This is a genomic window from Pantoea sp. S61 (assembly GCF_016625145.1).
Lineage (GTDB): Bacteria > Pseudomonadota > Gammaproteobacteria > Enterobacterales > Enterobacteriaceae > Pantoea > Pantoea rwandensis_B.
Genome location: NZ_JACVUO010000006.1, coordinates 197,972 through 220,291, shown reverse-complemented (window position 1 = coordinate 220,291; position 22,320 = coordinate 197,972). Strand labels below are relative to the sequence as shown.

The 22,320-nt window shown below is 49.5% G+C and carries 17 protein-coding genes; 14 read left to right on the top strand and 3 right to left on the bottom strand.

Translation table 11 applies throughout. The features are described from left to right. Nucleotides 1-10 precede the first annotated feature (10 nt). The 13 genes from wzc to galE all read left to right on the top strand — a co-directional run bounded on the left by wzc (nt 11) and on the right by galE (nt 17,034). Nucleotides 11-2,182, top strand: a complete 2,172-nt coding sequence (gene wzc / locus IAE30_RS14450; protein ID WP_200538190.1) for a tyrosine-protein kinase Wzc — start codon at nt 11-13, stop codon at nt 2,180-2,182. Nucleotides 2,183-2,244: 62 nt separating this feature from the next. Further along, nucleotides 2,245-3,381, top strand: a complete 1,137-nt coding sequence (locus IAE30_RS14445; RefSeq protein ID WP_038645948.1) for an EpsG family protein — start codon at nt 2,245-2,247, stop codon at nt 3,379-3,381. A gap of 12 nt (nt 3,382-3,393) precedes the next feature. Further along, nucleotides 3,394-4,125 (top strand): SGNH/GDSL hydrolase family protein, encoded by a 732-nt coding sequence (locus tag IAE30_RS14440; RefSeq protein WP_200680239.1) that lies wholly within the window; start codon nt 3,394-3,396, stop codon nt 4,123-4,125. 126 nt (nt 4,126-4,251) lie between these two features. Beyond that, entirely contained in the window at nt 4,252-5,340 is a 1,089-nt protein-coding gene (locus IAE30_RS14435) for an acyltransferase (RefSeq protein ID WP_240474699.1), read from the top strand. 69 nt (nt 5,341-5,409) lie between these two features. Then, nucleotides 5,410-6,327 carry a glycosyltransferase family 2 protein gene (locus IAE30_RS14430; protein WP_038645955.1) on the top strand — a complete coding sequence of 306 codons (918 nt, stop codon included), beginning with the start codon at nt 5,410-5,412 and terminating at the stop codon, nt 6,325-6,327. Between the two features lie 73 nt (nt 6,328-6,400). Continuing rightward, nucleotides 6,401-7,153, top strand: coding sequence for a glycosyltransferase family 2 protein (locus IAE30_RS14425; RefSeq protein ID WP_200680237.1), 753 nt, complete (start codon nt 6,401-6,403; stop codon nt 7,151-7,153). Nucleotides 7,154-7,238: 85 nt separating this feature from the next. Continuing rightward, nucleotides 7,239-8,273: a glycosyltransferase gene (locus IAE30_RS14420; protein ID WP_038645957.1), complete on the top strand. Its 1,035-nt coding sequence runs from the start codon at nt 7,239-7,241 to the stop codon at nt 8,271-8,273. A gap of 71 nt (nt 8,274-8,344) precedes the next feature. Continuing rightward, on the top strand, nt 8,345-10,555 hold the full coding sequence (locus tag IAE30_RS14415; protein ID WP_200680235.1) for a phage tailspike protein: 2,211 nt from the start codon (nt 8,345-8,347) through the stop codon (nt 10,553-10,555). Nucleotides 10,556-10,752: 197 nt separating this feature from the next. Beyond that, on the top strand, nt 10,753-12,015 hold the full coding sequence (gene wcaK, locus IAE30_RS14410; protein WP_034824781.1) for a colanic acid biosynthesis pyruvyl transferase WcaK: 1,263 nt from the start codon (nt 10,753-10,755) through the stop codon (nt 12,013-12,015). 3 nt (nt 12,016-12,018) lie between these two features. Further along, nucleotides 12,019-13,242 carry a glycosyltransferase gene (locus IAE30_RS14405; protein WP_200680233.1) on the top strand — a complete coding sequence of 408 codons (1,224 nt, stop codon included), beginning with the start codon at nt 12,019-12,021 and terminating at the stop codon, nt 13,240-13,242. Beyond that, a complete protein-coding gene (locus IAE30_RS14400) occupies nt 13,239-14,579 on the top strand; it encodes a lipopolysaccharide biosynthesis protein (protein WP_200680232.1) in 1,341 nt (446 codons plus the stop codon). Before IAE30_RS14405 ends, IAE30_RS14400 begins: the two co-directional genes overlap by 4 nt. A gap of 503 nt (nt 14,580-15,082) precedes the next feature. Continuing rightward, entirely contained in the window at nt 15,083-15,976 is an 894-nt protein-coding gene (gene galF / locus IAE30_RS14395) for a UTP--glucose-1-phosphate uridylyltransferase GalF (RefSeq protein WP_038645967.1), read from the top strand. Nucleotides 15,977-16,020: 44 nt separating this feature from the next. After that, a complete protein-coding gene (galE, locus tag IAE30_RS14390) occupies nt 16,021-17,034 on the top strand; it encodes a UDP-glucose 4-epimerase GalE (protein WP_038645969.1) in 1,014 nt (337 codons plus the stop codon). 1,277 nt (nt 17,035-18,311) lie between these two features. On the opposite strand, the gene IAE30_RS14385 is transcribed toward galE, so the two are convergent. From IAE30_RS14385 to rfbB, 3 genes are read right to left on the bottom strand one after another with little or no spacing between them, the layout of a single operon-like run. Continuing rightward, nucleotides 18,312-19,460: an acyltransferase gene (locus IAE30_RS14385; protein WP_038645971.1), complete on the bottom strand. Its 1,149-nt coding sequence runs from the start codon at nt 19,458-19,460 to the stop codon at nt 18,312-18,314. A 48-nt stretch (nt 19,461-19,508) separates the two neighbouring features. Next, nucleotides 19,509-20,372, bottom strand: a complete 864-nt coding sequence (rfbA, locus tag IAE30_RS14380; protein ID WP_038645973.1) for a glucose-1-phosphate thymidylyltransferase RfbA — start codon at nt 20,370-20,372, stop codon at nt 19,509-19,511. Then, a complete protein-coding gene (gene rfbB / locus IAE30_RS14375) occupies nt 20,372-21,454 on the bottom strand; it encodes a dTDP-glucose 4,6-dehydratase (protein ID WP_038645975.1) in 1,083 nt (360 codons plus the stop codon). The genes rfbA and rfbB overlap by 1 nt, the downstream gene beginning before the upstream one ends. Before the next feature lie 537 nt (nt 21,455-21,991). Between rfbB and IAE30_RS14370 the strand changes: the two genes are divergently transcribed. Next, nucleotides 21,992-22,318, top strand: a complete 327-nt coding sequence (locus tag IAE30_RS14370) for a hypothetical protein (RefSeq protein WP_038645979.1) — start codon at nt 21,992-21,994, stop codon at nt 22,316-22,318. Nucleotides 22,319-22,320 lie beyond the last annotated feature (2 nt).

The following is a 22,320-nucleotide window of genomic DNA, read 5'->3' as shown; positions in this document are numbered from 1 at the left end:
GGGAATACCCATGAATATTAAAAACAAGGTTATGACCGCGCCAAAAGAAGATTCGAGTGGATGGGATCTGGCGCATCTTGTGGGACAGCTAATTGATCATCGCTGGATCATCGTGGCCGTTACCGCCTTCTTCATGTTGGCAGGAACGCTCTACACACTGTTTGCAACGCCTATTTACAGCGCCGATGCCATGGTTCAGGTAGAGCAGAAAAACACGGCTTCTGTTCTGAATGAATTGCAGGATGTGATTCCAACGACACCCGCCTCCGACACTGAGATTCAAATCCTTGAATCCCGTATGGTGTTGGGCAAAACGGTCAATGACTTAGGTCTGGATACCGTGGTGGAGCAGAACTACTTCCCGGTGATTGGTAAAGGTCTGTCGCGCCTGATGGGCAACAAGCCGTCTGAAATCGCCATTTCTCGCCTGGAAATTCCGCGCACTATTGATAAGCGTACGGTGCAGCTGGAAGTGACAGGGCCGCAGACTTATACCGTGACCAGCGAGGGTGATGAGCTGTTTAAAGGCCGCGTGGGTCAGCTGGAGCAGCATGGTGAAGTCACAATGCTGGTCAGCGGCATCCAGGCTGATGAAGGGACCAGCTTCAACGTCACCAAACTCACTGATTTGCAGGCCATCAGAGCGGTGTTGGGCGCGCTTACCGTCGCCGATAAAGGCAAAACCACCGGTGTGCTGGGTCTGGAATATCAGGATGAAGATCCGGTGCGTGCCAGCAAAGTACTGAATCAGATCGTGAACAACTATCTGCTGCAGAACGTTGACCGCAAATCTGAGCAGGCTGAGAAGAGCCTGGAGTTCCTGCGCAACCAACTGCCACAAGTGCGTAGCAGTCTGGATGATGCGGAGAACAAGCTCAACGCCTATCGCCGCCAGAATGAATCGGTGGATATGTCGCTGGAAGCGAAATCGGCGCTCGACTCATCCGTTAGCGTGCAGAGCCAGTTGAACGAACTGACCTTCAGAGAAGCTGAAGTGTCACAGCTCTACACCAAAGATCACCCGACCTATCGCGCGCTGCTGGAAAAACGCAAAACCCTGGAAGATGAGCAGGCAAAACTGAACAAGAAAATTGCCGGTATGCCGCAAACCCAACAGGAAATTCTGCGTCTGACACGTGATGTGCAGTCAGGTCAGGAAATCTACATGCAGTTGCTGAATCGCCAGCAAGAGCTGGGTATCAGTAAAGCCAGTACCGTGGGTGATGTGCGTATCATCGACGGTGCGGAAACCGCCGGTAGCCCGGTGGCACCGAAGAAAATGTTGATTATTGCCGCCAGCTTTATTCTGGGTCTGATTATCTCGGTGGGTCTGGTGCTGCTGAAAGCGCTGTTCCATCACGGTATTGAGAATCCTGAGCAGCTGGAAGAGCTGGGCATGAACGTCTATGCCAGCGTACCGCTGTCAGAATGGCAACGTAAGAAAGATACCGAAGCGCTGGCGCGTCGTGGTCACAAAGAGAAGAGTGACCCACACAATACGCTGCTGGCGTTGGGTAATCCAACTGACCTCTCCATCGAAGCGATTCGTAGCCTGCGTACCAGCCTGCACTTCGCGATGATGGAAGCTAAAAACAACATTCTGATGATTACCGGTGCCAGCCCGGGTATTGGTAAAACCTTTATCTGTGCCAACCTGGCGACCTTGGTATCGAAAGCAGGCCAGCGTGTGCTGTTCATCGATGGTGATATGCGCCGTGGTTATACCCATGAGCTGCTCGGTTCGGAAAACAAAATGGGTCTCTCCAATGTGTTGTCCGGCAAGAGTGAGTTCTCACCGGCCATGATTCAGAAAGGCGTTTACGGTTTTGATTTCCTGCCACGCGGTCAGGTACCACCGAACCCGTCTGAACTGCTGATGCATCGTCGTATGAGTGAGTTGCTGGATTGGGCGAGCAAGAACTACGACCTGGTGCTGATTGATACCCCACCAATTCTGGCGGTGACCGATGCTTCCATCATCGGTAAGTTGGCCGGTACGTCGCTGATGGTGGCGCGTTTCGAAACCAACACCACCAAAGAGTTGGATGTTAGCTACAAGCGCTTCGCGCAGAACGGTATCGAGATTAAGGGTGTCATCCTGAACGCCGTGGTGCGTAAAGCGGCGAACTCCTACGGTTATGGTTACGACTATTACAACTACGAATATAAACAGAAAGTGTAACGCACCCTGTTTTTGACTTAGAGGCGGCATCTGCCGCCTCTTTTTGCGTAAGGAATGACACCATGGCACCCTATTGGGTTATATCCGGATTGTTGCTTCTGATTTCATTGAGTGAGCTTATTGTCAAAAAAGATGAGCGCACTTCGGGTCTGATGCTCTACCTGCTGTGTATCGCCACCGCTATTCTGATTGTGTTTGCCGGGATCCGCGGTTTGGGTACCGGCATGGATGACCTGCAGTATCGGACATTTTATACCGGCTTTATTCAAAGTCTGCAGATCAACGGCTTTAGCGCCACCGTCGAGCTCTTCCGTTATGAGCCGCTGATTTTTGCCATCGCCTGGCTAACCAGCCTGATTTCCAGTAATGCTGACACCTTCTTATTTGTATTCAGCATCCTGGCGGTGGTGACCAATGCGGTGTTCTTCCGCAAAATGTCACCGTACCCGATCCTCGCGCTGGCACTCTATTCCGCCCATATCTACATCAACAAAGACATGAACCAGATTCGCTTTGGTCTCAGTTCTGCGCTGTTTTTGGGTGTGCTCTGGTGTCTGTATCTGAAGCGTTACTGGGGAGCGTTCGGCTTTTTCCTGCTCTCTTTCTTCAGTCACAACACCGGAATTATGGTGGTCACGGTCTTGCCATTCTTGTTTATCCGTCAATGGCGCTATTGGCCGGTGCTGATTATCTTGCTGAGTATCCCGATGTCGAAGTTCGGCGGGACAAACTTTATCAGCTTGATCAGTGCGCATATGGGCGCGATGGGGGAGAGGGCGGAAGGCTACAGTGCTGAAGCATCGAATACCGCGGATGGCAGTATCTTCTCGGTTTCTAACCTTAAAAACATCATGCTGGTGTGTATGTTTGTCTATTTCATGCTCAGCGATGAATTGAAACGCAACAACGCTGAGCAGTGGCGATTTAACTATCTGATGATTGTGACCTTCGCGCTGGGCGGGGCCATCAGGATCTTCTTCTATAACTATTCATCCGGGGCAAGGCTTTCCAACTACCTGTTGCAAGTTGAGCCTATTCTACTGACCTCGTTGATCTATCAATCACGGCAATTACTCAAACCGGCGATGTTCGCGATGTTCAGTTTCTTTCTTGTTTATTACCTCTACTACAACACCATCTCGCAGAAACAGGCCGTTGTCGGCTACGAGGTGGCGCAGGAGTTCAAAATCTTTAGGTAACAGAGAGGTAACATGACAAGAAAATTGATGGTTTTAGCCTTCGCGCTGGCACCGATTGCGGCGCTGGCAACACCGGGTTTAAGCACGTTGCAGATTGACGCATTTGGTGATTCCACGACCGCGGGTGTCATCAGCAAAGACCGTAAAAGCAGCATCACCCAAGCCAGTGAAATCGGTGAATTGACGCAAATGCTGCAACAGCAGTATGGCGATCGGGTCAACATCGTGGTGAAAAACCACGGTGTTCCCGGTGCGCAGGCCGCTGAGTTGTTGTACCCGCATGGCGGTGATGATCAAAGCCATTGGGAGGACTTAATGAAAACCTCCCCGGCCAAAATCGTTTTGATCAACTACGCCATTAACGATGCCCGACACTATTTTTTCAAGGATAAGAAGGTGCACCTTGAAAGCCCTGAAGAGTATGGGCGGATTATCACGCGGCTGGTTGAAGTGGCGAAGCAGAACCATAAACAGGTTATTTTGCAGGAGCCGAATCCCATTTGCGGCAAAGCGGAACGTTGGAATGTTTGGCCCTACGTCTGGCAACTTAACCAGGTGGCTAAGCAGCAACAGGTTGCCGTGGTTCACCAGTATAGCGTGATTAAAGAAGATCGTGACTGGCAGTCGCAGATATCTGACGACTGTATTCATCCGCTGGAGTCACTGTATAAAGCCAAAGCGGATCGTACCTTTAGTATTGTTAGCCCACTTGTTCAGCAAAGTCTTGCGCAGCAAAGCCCCTAACCTTGTTGTGTCGATTTTATAAGGGATCCTGATATGTACATCATGATTATGGTGGTTTCGTTCTGCCTTGCATTGCTCATTTTACATGCATGCTCTTATCATCGCGGTATTTATAATGATAAAGGCGTGAAGAGTATTTCTGGCCTGCGTGCTTTCCTTGCCAGTATTGTCGCCTTTTCTCATTTTGTTCATTATATTTACGGGCTGGATCAACCTTGGATATATGATAAAAACTATTTTGCCTGGTTCTCTGAGGGCAACTTTTTTGTGAACTCGGGTAAATTCGGCGTCTTGCTGTTCTTTATGATTTCGGCATTCCTGTTCTATCGCTGGCTGGATAACGATACGCTCACCCCTGCACAGTTGAGTGGAAAACTCTGGCGTTCACGCGTTCGACGTATTGTGCCGATGTTTTGGTTCTCAGGTTTCGTTATCTTTACCATTGGTGCGCTGCAAGGTGCGCTGGTGCCGCCGTTGCAAGCGCTGAAAGATGCCGTTTTATGGCTGCTGTTCATTGGCAGTTACAACGTTGGCGAGATGTCTACAGCGGTGGTGAACTCCGGGGTAGAGTGGACGCTGCGTCTGGAATGGCTGCTGTATTTGTCTATTCCCGTGATTTATTTCCTCAACCGTTTAACGCGCGGGAAATACAAAACCCTGCTGATCCTCTCGTCCATCGGCGTTATTTTCATCATTGCCGTCGCATTACGCTTGTATGGGAAAACCTATACCGATCCGCGTCCGGTACTCGGCTTTGCGATGGGATATTTTGCTTATAAATTCCGCGATAGATTTGCTGGTTTACGCCATTCCCGCAGTGCGGCAATCCTCAGCCTTGGATTGGCCGTATTCTCTCTGTTCTTCACCTCAAATACCTTCTTCTATGTCTTCTTCCTGATATCCCTGACGGTGATCTTCTTTATTGTCAGTAGCGGTAATTCGCTGATGGGACTGCTGGAAAATAAGACCTTGATGTCGATTGGTGAAGTGAGTTATAGCCTATATTTGATTCATGGCGTGGTGCTGTACGGTATTGAACAAATTCCACCGACGTTATATCCGCATAATTACTGGATGTTCACGCTGTTATCTACACTGTTCTTTGTTGCGGCGTTTTATGTCGCAAAAATGACCTATCTTTGGGTGGAAAAACCGTTTATCGGCAGCAGTGGCGGTAAGTCTAAAGCAGCAACCAAAGCAGCAGCCGAAAATTAAGAATTTGACTGATTACCTTCGCTTAATATTCGTATTACTGTTAACCAGAAGTTTTTAGAGGTACTGGCAATGCAGGATATTCGTTTCTCAATTGTAATTCCCGCGTACAACGCGTCGAAGTCGATTGTAACGACGCTGGATTGCGTCAAAGCGCAAACCTATCGCAATTTTGAAGTCATCATCGTGGATGACAAATCGGCTGATGCCGCTGAACTGGCACAGGTGGTGCGCAGCGAGCGTTATCAGGATCTGGACATCAAACTTGAGCTGTCTGAGGTGAAACTCAACGGTGCCGGTGCTCGTAACAAAGGTATCGAACTGGCTGAGGGCGATTTCATCAGCTTCCTTGATGCAGATGATGAGTGGGGCGTTGATAAGCTGCTCACTGTTTATGACACCATCACCAAACTTGAAGCACAGGGTAAGTCGAACTATCTGATTTTCAGCCAGGTGAACATTCATCAGGATGGCCGCTTCCTCAAGGTGATGCCGATGCAGGAACCGGGCAAGAATGAAACCATCGCTGAGTATCTGTTTGGCTGTTACGGCTTTATTCAAACCAGCACCATTGTGTTGAAGCGCGAAGATGCCGATAAAATCCGTTTTGATGCGCGTTATATTCGCCATCAGGATTACGATTTCTGCATCCGTGCTGACCGCATGGGCTATGAATTTGTGATGATCGATAAGCCGCTCGCCACCTACCATCTGGTGACCAAATTTGGTTCCAAGCACAAAGGTGAGTCGGTGAAGTACTCCTTCTTCTGGCTGGATACCATGAAGCCGCACCTCACGGCACGTGACGTCCATACCTATAAGGCGTTCAAGCTGCCGCTGCGCTACAAGATGGATGGTAAATCACTGCAGGCGAGCCTCAGTTTCGCGCGCTACTTCTTCCTGACCAATCGTGATAACCGGGCTTATTTCCTGAATCGACTGTTCGATAAGGTGAAGTCGCGCTTCTCTGGCGGGCGAGCCGTCTCCTGATTCACATTATATAAATTTCACTTGCTCCCGCACCGGGAGCAATTTTTTGGTTCCTGACACTCCGGGTATGCAAATGACAAATCATGTTGGCACCGTCGGTATCGTGATGCCGATGTATAACGCGCGTAAAACGGTATTGCGTGCGGTAGAGTCGATCGTCAATCAGACCTATAGCGACTGGCATCTTTATTTGATAGACGATCAGTCCACCGATGATTCGCTGGCCTATGTACGTGAACACTGCACTGATGCGCGCATCACTATTCTGAACAATGACGTCAACCTCGGTGCGGCGGAAACACGTAACGTGGGTCTGCGTGCCGCGAAAGAAGAGATCATCGCGTTTCTTGACAGTGACGACGAATGGCACGCCGATAAACTCGCCGAACAGACTGCGGCGATCGCGGCGGGTGATGATTTTGTCATCACGCATTATCACTACAAAACCAAAACCGCCGACCACGATATTCTCTACAGCAAACCCTATCTGCAGCAGGAAAACTTCGTGAAGAAGCAGTATCGCGTCTGCTTCTCTTCCGTGTGTTTCCGCCGTCCTCCTCAGGGCATCTTCTTCCAGCGTAAAGGGCATGAAGATTTCCTGTTCCTCTACGAACTGTTCCTCCGCTACAAGCAAGCTCGGGTGATCCAGAAGACGCTGGTCAACTATTACGAGCTGGGCGATTCCCTCTCGCGCAATAAGAATAAAGCGGCGAAATGGCACCTCGAATTATTAAGAATTATCTATAAAAACAATCCGTTAAAAATCTATTACTATTACGGCTGGTATATGGTGAACGGCGTTCTCTTCACCCTGAAGCATCGTTAAGACCCGGCATCCTTCGTGTTGTTACGACGTGAGCAGCACGCAGGCGCTGGGCCTTAAGTTCACATTTTGAGGTGGAAAGCGTTTTATGAAAAAGATCGTTTTAGTGATTAAGGATGCCTACTCCTACGCGGGCACGGAAAACATCTGTAATTTCATGTCGGAGTGCCTCGGAGAGCAGCACGCCGTCACCATTTATTCGCTGGAAGGGCACGGCAAAACCTTTTATCCGTTCGATCGCGTGAAAGAGATCGTCAGTTTTGAAGGGCACAGCAACCCGATTAAAAGCGCTGTCGCCAGCATTCATCAGCAAGGCTTCGACAGCGTATTTCTGATCAGCATGGGTCGCCTGAGCGTGATGTTCGCCTTCTGGAATTTGATGGCGATGAAGAAAAAACGCTTTAAAGCCTACGCCTGTGAACACATCGCGATTAACTCCTTTAGCAAGCCGATCAAAGCGCTGAAGTGGATGCTGCTGCGCTATTACGACCAGGTCATCGTGCTGACGGACAAGGATCATCAGGTGTTCAGCCGCTGGAATATCGCCAGTAAGCAGATCCCCAACCCGGTGGTGTACAAGGCCTTTCAGCGCCAGAGCCGCAGCCGTCAGGCGCTGGCGGTGGGGCGTCTGGATAATCAAAAAGGCTTCGACCTGCTGCTGGATATCTGGGCTGATTTCAGCAAAACCCATCCTGAGTGGACGCTGGTGATTGCCGGTGACGGTGAATTGCGTCAGCAATTGCACGATCAGGCTGCGGCGTTGGGCATCACCAATAGCGTGAATTTCGTCGGCAAAGTCAGCAACATCAACGATTACTACCGTGACAGCGACATGGCGCTGATGACCTCGCGTTATGAAGGGTTGCCACTGGTCCTGCTCGAAGCGAAATCCTGGTCATTGCCGGTGGTGGCTTATGACTGCCCAACCGGCCCGCAGGAAATCATCAACCACGGGGAAGATGGTTTCCTGGTGCCGATGAATGACAAATCAACGTTTCTGGCGCGGATGGAACAGCTGGCGAGTGACGATAGCCTGTTCTACGCCATGAGCGAAAAAACCAAAGAAACTGCGCTGAAGTTTGACGGTAACCAGATCAAACAAAGCTGGCTGGCGCTGGTTTAAGCGTCCGTTCTCGTGCCTCCGGGATCACATTTCTGGCTGTTACGCAGCCCCATGACCACGGGATTGAAAGCATGAAAAGAAGAGAAGTCTTGCAAACTGCAGCCTCCTCCATTGTTGCCGCGCTCTCAGTGAGCGCATTTTCCAGCTATGCGGCAAAAAGTGGTCAACCTGCTTTGAAAGCTGTTGATCCGTCCAGCGTACCGCAGGGCGATGTGCCGATTTTAACGCCGGAAAATGTCTACACCATGCCACCACAGTTCTGGCAGAACTTTGAGGGCAAATTGTGGATTGGGCAGGCCGGCCAGGATGCCAGCAAAGCGGGCAACCAGATTCCAGTCTTCCTGCGCGATGCCAGCGGTAAAGTGTCACAAATCAGCCAGCCGATTGCGCTGAATAAGGGCAACTTCGCGCAATTTATCCACGATAATGCAGCGTTGATCGCCAATCCTTCGCACTCCATGGTGGTGGAAGACGACCAGGGGAATACGCTGTTTTCGATTGCAGATGTTTCGCGACCCAACCCGAGTAACTTTAGTCAGCGTCTGGCGCAGCCGAATGGCTATCAGTTGATTGGCGAAATCCCGTCGGTCGATGAGTTACGGAAAACGCGTCCGCTGTTCGCCGGCGCCAAAATCAAGCTGAAAAGCTGGCATGAAGGCTTAGAAGTGGGCGGCGGGGAATTCGTTGGCGCTTTTGGTGACGGCAAAGATGATGGCGGCGTTATCTTCAGTGGTAACGGTTTCTATTGGCGTCGCGTGGTTGAAGATTTTAACCGCCTGACGCTGTTCGATTTTGGCGCCATTGCCGATGCCAAAACCGATGCCGCACCGGCGATAAAAGCCATGTATCAATGGTCAATTGATGCCAATCAGCAGATCTGTGTGCAGTTCCCGGCAGGCAATTTCTTCGTCACCGAGTGCGATTTCGGTAATGAACAACGACGCTACTTCCGCATCTCCGGCGCGATGGTCAATTTTGGCTATTTCCCGGCGACCACCCTGACTTCAGACGGTCGCTCTGAATTCCTGTTCCAGGTGAACGCGCGTTGGACGGAAATCTCCAATCTGATTTTCAACGGCCAAAACGACCAGCGGCCTAATAAGCAGGGGCTGTTCCGCAACACTTGTCCCGGTGGGCAATTTTTCCGCGGTGCCTGCCTGCGCCTTAATCAGGTTGGCGGGGTGTCGTTGAGCTTACTGGATACGCTGGATTGTAAAATCGATCAGTGGTACGCCAATGCCTGTACCGGCGATGTGATCAAAGCCAGTTGGTCAGGCCAAAAGGCTGGCGCCTGGGATCACAGCACGGCGATTGAACTCTCCAACTTCAACGCCCAGCACTGTAAAGGCGGTAAGGTGTTGAATCTGCCGCGTTGCAGCCAGTCGATCATTCATAACGGCTGGATCGAGCACAGCGAGTTTCCCGGTGACATTTCCAATGGGCAGTGGATTATCGATGCGCTCAGCATTGAAGACTGTAAAAATCCACTGATCGCGCACAACTCGCGACTGAACATGCGCCAGACCAACCTGCAAGCGGGGAGTTGGATTGACAACTCGATGGAAGGCGAGCGTTGGCTCAATATCTGGGAGATGGGATCAACGCGCGTGGAATCTTACGGCGTCGCCATCGATGGCAGCCTGAAATACAACTACATCACTTCACGCTTCCGCCTGGCAAATAACACCAACCAGGAAACCTGGTTTGAACTCGGCAACTTCTACTCACCTACGGTGGGAGACAGCTGGGAGATCGAGGTGTTTGGTCAATCGCAATTCAATAATGGCACGGCTAATCAGCCGTTAATGAACGTCATTGATGGCAAATGCACCGGCGGTCGTGCGGTGATTCATCTGCAACGCAAAACCAAAAATGCGGAAGCCAGCTGGTCAGCCGAAGGCAGTTCACCGGTGGTGGATGTCCGCTTTGAACCGCGTTCAGAGACGGACACGAAAGTGTTCGTCAAGCTGGCCGGTTGGACACCTACTACCGCGATTTTGATTAAAAGCACCGCCAAGGACCGCTTCCTCACCGGACGCTGTGCGCGTGTGGATGCCACCATGGCGCAGGGCAGTCCTGCCAGCGGCAGCCAGCAGGCACCGCAACGCTTCAGCCTGCACAACGGTAAAGCGGGTATCGGCGGCAACGAGCAGGGCGACCTGCTGTTGGCCTCGCGCGCGCTGAAACCGGAGCAGGTAGATACGCGTGCGCCGAAAGGATTTGTCTCGGTGGTGATTAACGGCGAACAGGTAGCGTTACCCTATTTTGCAGTGAAGTCGTAATGCTCGAACCGGAGAGGACGAAGCTGTTTGCGTCCTCTCCGGGAAAAGTTTGGAGCGGCCTTCAGGTCGCCCGTTTGAGAACAGATTTTCTATTTTGGGCATTGTTCCCATTGCAGTTTTTTAACACAGAGTTCACTTTGCCCGTGCAGGAAATGGCGTGGCTTGTAAAAAATTAAAAAAATTTTTCTGGAGTGTTTATGAAGATTTTATTGGTGGGAAACCATACCTGTGGAAATCGTGGGGATGGCGCGATTTTACGTGGACTGATCGACTCTTTGCAGTCTGCGCGTGGCGACCTCGATATTGATGTGATCAGTCGTTATCCAACAAGCTCCGGGTACTTATTGCAACAGGATATCCAGCAGGATTCCCTGTTTCTGCATAACAGCAAATCAGCGAAAGGGCTGGTGGGCAGCGTCAAACGTAAAGTGGCCAACCGCCTGATGCCCGAGATCATGATGGCGCACCTGGGCAAAGGTGGCCTGTACAAATCGTTTTCCGTGCCGCCACATCTGGCGCAGTTCACCAAAAGTCTGGAACAGTATGACGCGATCATTCAGGTGGGCGGTTCGTTCTTCGTCGATCTGTATGGTGTGACGCAGTTTGACCACGCGCTCTGTGCGTTGATGGCGAAAAAGCCGCTGCACATGGTGGGTCACTCCGTGGGACCCTTCGAGAACCCGCGCGTGAATGCGCTGGCCAACTTCGTGTTTGACCGTGTTGATAGCCTGGTGCTGCGTGAAGAAGTCAGCTTTGACCGCCTGAAACAAGACGGCGTCACCACCAGCCGCGTGAAGAAGGGCGTGGATACCGCCTTCCTGGTGAAAGCGCGTGATGTGGAAAACCCAAGCCACAACCTGTTGCACTGGAAAAACATCATCAGCGCACGTAAAACCATCGCGATTACGGTGCGTGAACTGGCACCGTTTGATAAACGTCTCGGCGTGACGCAGAAAGAGTACGAAGCGGCCTTCGGGAAAGTCATCAATGCGATGATTGCCGAAGGTTATCAGGTGGTGGCTTTCTCTACCTGTACCGGCATCGATAGCTACGCCAAAGACGACCGGATGGTCGCGCTAACGCTGCGCGACCACGTCGAAAATCCCGAGCATTACCATGTCATCATGGACGAGTTCAACGATCTCGAACTCGGCATCCTGCTAAGCCATTGTCACCTGACCATTGGCACCCGCCTGCACTCCGCCATTATTTCCATGAACTTCGGTACCCCAGCCGTGGCCATCAACTATGAGCACAAATCGCTCGGCGTGATGAAGCAGCTTGGACTGCCGCAAATGGCCACCGACGTGCAAAGCCTGATGGATGGCTCGCTGATCGACAAAGTACAAACCGTGCTGGCCGATTACGACAACGTGAAGCGCAAAGTGGATACCGCGGTGGCGCAGGAGCGTGAAATTGGTAACCGCATTACGGCAGAAATTCTCAACGTGCTGGGGTAAGTGATGAAGCTGACCTTTTTCACCATGCGTTTTCCGGTTGCCTCTGAGACGTTTGTCCTCAATCAGGTAACGCATTTCATCGATGCAGGCTATGACGTGGAGATTATCTCCGTGTTTCCAGGCGATATGATCAATCGCCACGCCGCGTTCGATGATTACAATCTGGCGGCGAAAACTCACTATTTACTGCCGGAAGAGAAAGTTTCGAATCTCGATAAGCTGACGCAGCGCATTGGTTTGATGCTGCCGAAAATCGCTAAGCCGGCGTTGATCAAATCACTCAATGTCGGCCGCTACGGCCAGCAGGCGAAAAAGCTGCTGCTGCCGGCGATTGTTGCTAACGCGAAGCAAACCTACACTGCGGATGTGTTTCTGGTGCACTTTGGTTATGCCGGTGCGCTGGCCAACAAACTGCGTGAGCTCGGCGTGCTGAAAGGCAAGCAGGCAACGGTGTTCCACGGCGCGGATATTTCGCGCCGTCACATTCTCGAAGAGCACAAACTCGATTATGTCAACCTGTTCAAACAAAGCGAGTTGATGTTGCCCATCAGCCATTTGTGGGAGAACAAGCTGATTGAGATGGGTTGTCCACGCGAGAAGGTGCACGTGACGCGCATGGGCATCGAGCCGGAGAAGTTTAATTTCAGGCCGCGTGAGGCGTTTCATCAGCCGCTGCGAATTGTCTCGGTCGCGCGATTGACCGAGAAAAAGGGCTTAGACGTGGCGGTAAAAGCCAGTGAAATTCTGCGCAACAACGGTGGGCAGTTCGAGTTCACCATTATCGGCAACGGTGAGCAGGACGGCATGATGCGTGAACACATCGCGCGTGCCGGACTGGAAGCCTTTGTCACTATGCCAGGTTTCAAGCCGCAGGAGGAGATTCGTCAGGCGTTGAACGATGCCGATATCTTCCTGCTGCCATCCAAAACCGCGGCGGATGGCGACATGGAAGGCATTCCGGTGGCGTTGATGGAAGCGATGGCGGTGGGGCTGCCGGTGGTCTCGACCTATCACAGCGGCATCCCGGAGCTGATTCAGAACAACGTCAGCGGCTGGCTGGTCTCCGAAAACGACGCCGAAGAGTTGGCCGACACGTTGCTGCGTCTGTCACGCGGTGATGTCGATGTTGCGCCGGTAGTGGCTGCCGCGCGACACAAAGTGGAAACCGAGTTCAATCAGCACATCGCTTATGGTGAGCTGGCTAAAATTCTGGAGCGCATGGTGTGAGCGGATTAAAAAAACAGGCCGTCTGGCTGTTTGGCAGTACCTGCTTCGCGGCATTGCTGCAGGTGTTACAGCTCAGCGTTCTGGCGCGAAAACTGGAAGCGCATGAGTTGGGTTTACTAGCCATTATTAACGCCATTCTGGCGGTGGCAACGGTGTTGCAGGATATGGGGATGAGCAGCTACATCGTGCATCGCCAGGACATCAACCGCCGCCAGCAGAGTACGATTTATTGGGTCAACGTCTCGCTCAGCTTGTGTACCGGTTTGATTATGCTGGCGATTGCCTTCCCGGTGGCGTGGTTCTATCACCTGCCTGAATTGACAGGGCTGATCATGCTCACCAGCCTCAACTTCCTCGTGCTGGGACATCTGTCGCAGTATCAGGCGCACTATGTGAAATCCAAACGTATGGTGACGCTGGCGAAGATTGAGATGGCGACCAAGCTGTTCGCGTTCATCTGTACCGTGGCGATGCTGTACTTTACTTCGCTCACGGTGGCGGCGGCGATCCTTGGACTGTTCATCAATGCCTTTACGCGTATCCTGTGCATGATCTTTTTCGGGGAGAAGTCGTGGCGTCCAACGTGGGAGTTTGAAGGGGCGACCTTCATCAGCGCGGTGCGTTACGGCATTTATCAGCTGGGTTCACAGACCATCAACCAACTGCGTACCCAGGCGGATGCACTGATTGTGGGTAAAGTGATGGGCGCGGAGATGCTGGGGATCTACTCGCTGGCTAAAGAGTTGATTCTGCAGCCACTTAAACTGGTCTCGCCGGTGATTAACCGTCTGGCGCTGCCGCGTTTCGCCGAGAAGCAGCACGATCCGGAGCAGCTGAAAAATCTGTTCCTGAAAGGCACCTTCGTCATCATGTTGTTCAGCAGCGCGATGTATCTGGCGATTGGCATTCTTTCGCCAGTGATCGTACGCGTGCTGTATGGCGCGTCGCATGAGCAGGTTTACCATCTGATTCCACTGATGCTGCTATTCGGTATGTTGCGTCCGATGGGGGGCTTAACCGGCGCGATTTCCCAGGCGAACGGCAAGACTAACGTCGAGTTTTACTGGAATATCGTCGCCAGTCTGGTGGTGGTGGTGGTGTTGGCGACTACCTACATCTGGCCGAACGTGCTGTATGTGGCGCTGACGTTGTCTATCTCGCAGGTGCTGATTTCTGCTTTCGCCCATCCGTTCTTTATCAAGCCGGTGATTGGTATCCGCTTTATGCCGTATGCCCGCCAGTGGGTTTCGGTGTCGGTGGTGTTTGTCGGCCTGATGATGCTGGTGAATCACTTCAACTTGTTTGTGATGCCGGAGTGGTTTGAGGGTTGGCTGTAGGTTTTGCCATTACTACGTGATCTGCGCGGGCATGCACTTGCTGTCTGCACAGATCCGTAACGGCGACATGTATGGCGTAATGCCGCTTACTTAAGCCAGGGAGTGCGTATTCAACCCGGTTTTCCCTCAATGCGCATCCTGTGAAATTCGCATCGAACAATGTAGGGTCGCCATTTATGGCGACCAAAACCCGCTCAACTGACCAGCATTACGCCATTTATGGCGCAGTCTACCCGCACGCACCACGATAAAATCCCGCTGAACTCATTCTGCAAACCACTGGTCTTAACCTCTGCCACTTTTCCATTGACCTCCCACTGTTTTTCAGCGGTTTAGCGCCTCCATTTTGCTTCGGTCAGGCGAAGCGGCAGCCCGCCATTTTGGCGATTTTTGATGTGGTGACAGAGAGTTAGTGCCAGATTTTCAGATAAAGATTATACTTGCTGCACCGGCCGATCCTGCATAATCGACCCCACGTATTCACTTCATGAAATGGAATAAATATGACCAAGCTTAAAGCAGTAATCCCGGTTGCGGGTCTCGGTATGCATATGCTCCCTGCAACGAAAGCCATCCCGAAAGAGATGCTGCCTATCGTCGACAAACCAATGATTCAATACATCGTTGACGAGTGCGTAGCGGCGGGCATCAAGGAGATTGTGCTGGTCACCCATGCTTCCAAAAATGCAGTGGAAAACCACTTCGACACCACTTATGAGCTGGAAGCGCTGCTTGAAGCGCGCGTAAAACGTCAGCTGCTGAGCGAAGTGCAATCAATCTGTCCTCCTGGCGTGACTATCATGAACGTGCGTCAGGCGAACCCGTTGGGCCTCGGCCACTCAGTGCTGTGTGCACGTCCAATGATCGGTGATAACCCGTTCGTCGTGGTGCTGCCAGACGTGCTGCTGGATGACTCAACCGCTGACCACCTGCGCTACAACCTCGCCGCGATGGTCGCACGCTTCGAAGAAACCGGGCACTCACAGGTACTGGCGAAACACATGCCGGGCGAAGACCTGACCGAATACGGTGTTCTGACCACCGAAGCGCCAATTGATAACCCAGGTGACATCAGCACCATCACCAACATCATTGAAAAGCCAGAAGCGGGCCAGCTGGATTCAGACCTGACTGCGGTCGGTCGTTATGTGCTGTCTGCGGATATCTGGCAAGAGCTGGAAAATACCGAGCCAGGCGCTTGGGGTCGTATCCAGCTGACCGATGCCATCGCCTCACTCAGCAAGAAAAAACCGGTAGATGCACAACTGCTGACCGGTACCAGCTTCGACTGTGGTAAAAAAATGGGCTACATGCAGGCCTTCGTTTCTTACGGTCTGCGTAACAACGCGCAGGGTCGTGATTTCCGCGAAGCTATCCAGAAAATCCTGGCGAAATAATCCATTCTCATGCCGCGCCGCTTGCGCGGTTTAAAGGAGTACACATGGCTATTTTGGTAACGGGCGGAGCAGGTTACATCGGCTCCCATACGGTGCTGGCGCTATTAGAGCGCGGCGACGACGTTGTGGTCCTGGATAACCTTTGCAATGCTTCGCGCGAAGCGGTTAACCGCGTGGAGAAGCTGTCTGGCAAGAAAGCGGTGTTCGTGGAAGGCGACATCCGCGATCGCGCTTGCCTGCGTGATTTGTTTGCGGCCAACGACATCTCTGCCGTGATTCACTTCGCAGCGTTGAAAGCCGTGGGTGAATCGACCCGCATGCCGCTGGAATACTACGAGAACAACGTGGCGGGTACCGTGGTGCTGCTGGAAGAGATGCGCGCTGCAGGCGTGTGGAACTTCATTTTCAGCTCTTCAGCGACCGTATACGGCGCCGATGCACCGGTTCCTTACGTGGAAACCACGCCAATCGGTGGCACCACCAGCCCGTACGGCACCTCTAAGCTGATGATCGAATTCGTGATGCGCGACTTCGCCAAAGCAGACCCGAATTTCAAAGCCATCGCGCTGCGCTACTTTAACCCGGTTGGCGCGCATGAGTCTGGCGAGATTGGTGAAGACCCAACCGGTATTCCTAACAACCTGCTGCCGTATATCGCGCAGGTGGCGATTGGTCGCCTGGAGAAGCTGGGCGTGTTTGGTGATGACTACGACACGCCAGACGGCACCGCTCAGCGCGACTACATCCACGTGGTGGATTTAGCCGAAGGCCACCTGAAAGCGCTGGATCATCTGCCGAAAGTCACCGGTTACAAGGCGTATAATCTTGGCGGCGGGGTAGGGTTCTCGGTGCTGGAGATGATTAAGGCGTTCGAGAAGGCTTCTGGTAAGGCGATTCCGTTTGAGTTTAAGCCGCGTCGTGATGGCGATCTGCCGGCGTTCTGGGCGGATGCGACGCTCGCAAACAATGAGCTGGACTGGCGTGTGACGCGTGGGATCGATGCGATGATGCGTGATACGTGGAACTGGCAGAGTAAGAACCCGGAAGGGTTTAAGTAATTGAAAAATGCGAACTCAGCTTTAAAGCCTGTTACTTAAACATGTTTATGAACATAAATTCACTTTCTTGCTTCAAGTTTATAATTAAGGCATTTGACTTGCAGGCATGTTTGCATTGATTAGAAGCTCGAACTCTCGGGCTTCAGTTCCTTAAGTGACCAGCATTAAACTCATGATAACTTTTTTATACCATTGAGCAGTCCTTAATAGCGTTTACATTTTTTACTCCCCCACTGAGTAAGATGTGATGAACTAGTATGCGTTAAACCCACGCAACGCAATTACCCTCTACCCTTCAAATATACGGTCAACTCGACAGGCTAACCCCCCGTTCATTAATAAATAACGATCCAATCTAGCGGAAATGCTCCTGATGCCTGAACAGCGGATTAAAGAACTGAAACAGCAACTGGCTAAATCTGAAATTAAAGCAGGTTTTGTATAAGTCTCTGAAGCGGGAAGAAGTAATCGAATAACGTTCCTAGCATATCGTGCAGCAGGTGGTAGACATCCGTCTGCATCTTCTCTAGCTGCGTAAACATAAGCTATGTCACCTGCCGCGGTGACAGCTGATGGCTGGCCATGACCTCTTGTTCCAGTTGCTGCACAGCGGCAGGCTTCTAAAATTACCTTGGCGGGCATATTACAAACGACAATAACTATCACTACTTTATTGCCATCCCAATTTGCCAAAAGTGTTGGAAATCAAGAGAAAGTCAGCCGCCCGTAGCAGGTGCGGGTAGCCGAATCACTATTTTGCCTTTACGAGTGGGAACAGCATATGCCAGCCTGAAAACGGACGTCTGGTAAAATATAGGGAATATTATGTGCAGGGTAGCATGCATGCCCGCACGTTGACTGTGCGTTCAGGATCGCTCAGGGCAGCAGACGGTCATAGCTTCCGCTGGTACATCACTCAGACAGGGGCATCCAGTACTGCTCTGAGGAATATCTATCGGGCATTGCACAAACGATATGGCATCACGAACTCAATGACGGACGGTTACGACTGTTAACAGAATGCACTGGCGGAACGGATAAACGGGATACTAAAAACTGAATATCTGCCCGTGAAATCGGAAAATATAGAACAGGAAAGAAATATGGTTAGAGAGTCCTTGAAAGTCTACAGAACCCAACAGTTTCAGGTGTCGCTATAATACAAAACGCCCGCTGAAGTTCATCGGGCGTTAGATAACTGAAAGTGTAAACCTATTCCAAAAGCCGTCACATAACTTCATGGGGATTCTACAATGAATGATTATTATCAGAAAATATCAGACCCTCACTTCATACTTACGGGCAACTTTACGACCTTTATTTCGTAAAGGTATTTCCAGATATCGATAGCTTAATTCAGATGAAATAAAAATTAGCCCTAAAGCAAATATTGTCATCCATAGCGATCTAAGGTAGGAATCTCCAGCTGCAAAACCGTAATGAACCATAATCCGAACTGTTGATTCCTGAACTAAATAGATTACAGGCATGTGTGCCAGATAAATACTATATGATCGTGATGCAATCCATCTCATAGAACGAGCTAAAATCCCTTCGAATTCGGGTGAAAGAAATAAGCCGCCGTCCCAAGATGCAATATAAACCAGCAATGTAGAAGTTAGTGCTAAAGAACCGAAGAGAAAAATAGAACCTTTTAAAGCTGCCGGAATGGCGAAAAGTGAAAACAGCAGCAAAGTATTCACCAGATATCGGAGATGCCACCGCCTCAAAAAAACGGGTTTGATTTTACTGCCCAGCGACAACTTTAATATGGCTAAGAGGACACCAAAAATAAGACCATGATAGCGAAAGTTCGGACTCCAATCACCCTGTTGAACATTGTAGAGCAGGAGAATAGCCACTATCGAAAATGTGATTATTTTCCAGCGCGTTCTCATGAAAAGAAGAATGAAAGGTGCAACAAAATAGAATTGTTCTTCTAACGATAACGACCAATAAGGTCCATAAGTTGGCAAGTAACCTTGTTCAAGCAGATAACCGGAAAAAGCATTAAATGAAAAAGTGATTATTGTAATGCAATAAATAATATTGTGCCTAAATTCTCCAAATGCGTTGGTGATATTATAAAACGCTGAGAAAAAAAGGACCACAAACATCCAGAACCATGAGGCAGGGATCAATCTGTATATTCTTTTCACAAAAAAAGGAATAATAGTATGACGGAAAAGTTGTGTAGGTGATTGATTATTATTTAGATGAGTCAGAAGGTTCGTAGTAATCAGGTAGCCAGAAATAGAAAAGAAGAGATCAACACCGGGCCAGAGTTCAACGTACTTGTTGATATTTTGAAGTAATTGATGTTTGCTCCAGATATACAGAGTAGGCAAGTGTTCAAGAAGAACAGCAACTATTGCAAAAAACCTCAAATACTCAATTTCAATATTGAGCTTGCCTTTTTTTACCATACTAATCACCACTGCTAAGGGATTTTGGCGGGAAGCCCCGCCAGGAAATTATTTTACCATTCCCAAAAGATATTGACCGTATTCAGTCTTAGATAATTTCTGACCTTCGTTATAAACATCCTGGCTCGAAAGCCAGCCATTTTTGAAGGCGATTTCTTCAAGGCATGCTACTTTAAATCCTTGCCTTTTTTCAATCGTATGAATGAACTGAGAAGCTTCGATCAGACTGTCATGAGTACCAGTATCAAGCCACGCAAAGCCACGTCCTAAAAGTTCTACATTTAGCGAGTTTTGCTCTAAATATAGACGGTTGAGATCGGTGATTTCCAGCTCACCTCTGAGAGAAGGTTTTAATGTACGCGCATAGTCAGTGACATTGTTATCATAAAAATACAAGCCAGTAATAGCCCAGTTAGATTTTGGTTGAACAGGTTTTTCTTCCAGCGATAGGGCCTTAAAGTTCTCATCAAACTCAACGACACCAAAACGCTCAGGATCTTTAACCTGATAACCAAACACGGTAGCACCGTTAGTGTTTGCAGTTGTGCGTGCCAGAACAGGGGCAAATCCCTGGCCAAAGAAGATATTATCACCAAGAACTAATGCACAACTTTCATTGTTGATGAATTTTTCACCGATAATAAAAGCTTGAGCAAGGCCATCCGGACTCGCTTGAATAGCATAACTGAGGTTGATACCGAACTGGCTACCGTCACCCATCAGCCTGACAAATGAAGCGTGATCATCAGGTGTAGTAATGATTAGGATATCTTTGATACCCGCCAACATGAGCACCGAAACCGGATAATAAATCATAGGTTTATCGTAAACAGGTAGCAGCTGCTTTGATACACCTTTGGTTATTGGGTATAATCGGGTGCCAGAACCACCGGCAAGAACGATACCTTTCATTACAAATACTCCCCTGAATTATTATTTAAACCCAAACGCTGTCCCTGATAAGACCCGTCCTTAACGCGTTTCCACCACCACTCGTTTTCGAGATACCACTGAATCGTTTTGCGTAAGCCAGTTGCAAATGACTCCTGTGGAACCCAGCCTAATTCACGCTCAATCTTTGAGGCATCAATAGCATAACGGAGATCATGGCCCGGTCGATCCTTGACGAATGTGATCAGCTCCCGGTAGCTGCTGAGGTTAGGGAGTGTTGATGGAGAAAGCTCATCAAGAATGTCGCATATACTCTGCACAACCGTAAGGTTTGTCTGCTCATTATGACCGCCAATATTGTAAGTCTGGCCAATGACACCGTTTTTAACGACTTCCAAGAGGGCTCTAGCGTGATCTTCAACATATAACCAGTCACGAATCTGGCTACCGTTACCATAAACAGGCAGAGGTTTACCATGCAGAGCGTTAAGAATAGTCAGTGGTATCAATTTTTCTGGAAAATGATAAGGGCCATAATTATTCGAGCAATTAGTCACAAGAACCGGAAGGTTGTAGGTTCGATGCCATGCTCTCACCAGATGGTCGCTGCTCGCTTTTGATGCAGAATAGGGACTGCTTGGCGAGTAAGGTGTGTTCTCAGTGAACAAATCAGAAGTATTGTGCAAATCACCATATACTTCATCAGTTGAGATATGATGAAAGCGAAAGTCAATTTTATTGGTATCACTCAACCGGTTATAATACAGGCGTGAAGCTTCCAGCAGATTATAGGTGCCAATAATGTTAGTCTGAATGAACGCTCCTGGCCCATCAATCGAGCGGTCAACATGACTCTCTGCAGCTAAGTGCATGATTGCATTAGGCTTGAAAGAGTTAATCACTGATCTTATTGCATCGTAATCGCAGATATTAGCTTCAACGAAAGAAAATCCGGGTGAATTTTTAATCGTTTTTAGTGAGTCAAGATTACCCGCGTAAGTTAAAGCATCAACAACCAATACTTCATTATCACGATCAGCTACAAGAAGTCTCACTACAGCTGACCCGATGAACCCTGCACCGCCAGTTACTAAAATTTTCATACTCTTCCCGAAGATTTTGTTGCACGGCTGTACTATGTCACGCCGTACTAAACTGATGTCAATAACTCTTCATTATGACGATTTAATCCAGCCTTGACCAGTTTAGCAAACATCAACTTGGACGATACCATATTGAGCATTATGATAACTATTGCCAATGATATTAATTGAATGTTAATAATAACCTTGTTTATTTTATTATGGATGCTATCCCATGCATAAATTTTCAGACATAAGATCACCTTACAAACACCCCTCCATATTTCGAAGAATGGTGCTACCGTGTTAGAATTAAGGAGTTTTTTCAAAGAACTAATCCTGCCTAAATCGTTTTTTTAATCAGGAAAAGTTAAAAAAACCAGATAAATCATAGGCTTGTCCTTTTTTTGTTCTGCATTGATGAAGATTTAATGAGCACTTTAGTTGCTACAGCTAAGGGCGGTAGCGTACTCATTTTAGGCAAAATTTTCTGTTTACTTGACTTATCACACTTAAGAAACTGCTACTTTAAAACTAGGTATTTTTAAGGTTAATCTTATGGAAATTAAAAAAGTTGACCAATTCGTGCGCGGTTGGTTTGTTGGCGGTTTTGAGCCCACGCTTTTTAAAACAACCGATGTTGAAGTGGCTGTTCAGCATTTCAAAGCGGGTGATAAAGAAGCAAGCCATTGCCACAAAATCGCTACTGAAATCACTGTGCTCGTCAGTGGTAAAGCATTAATGAATGGTAAGCTTATCAATGCTGGAGAGGTTGTGAAAATATCTCCCGGTGAGTACACGGATTTCGAAGCAATAGAAGACACTGTTACTACAGTAGTAAAAGTTCCTGGCGCATTAAATGATAAATATCTTAAGGCAGAATGAAA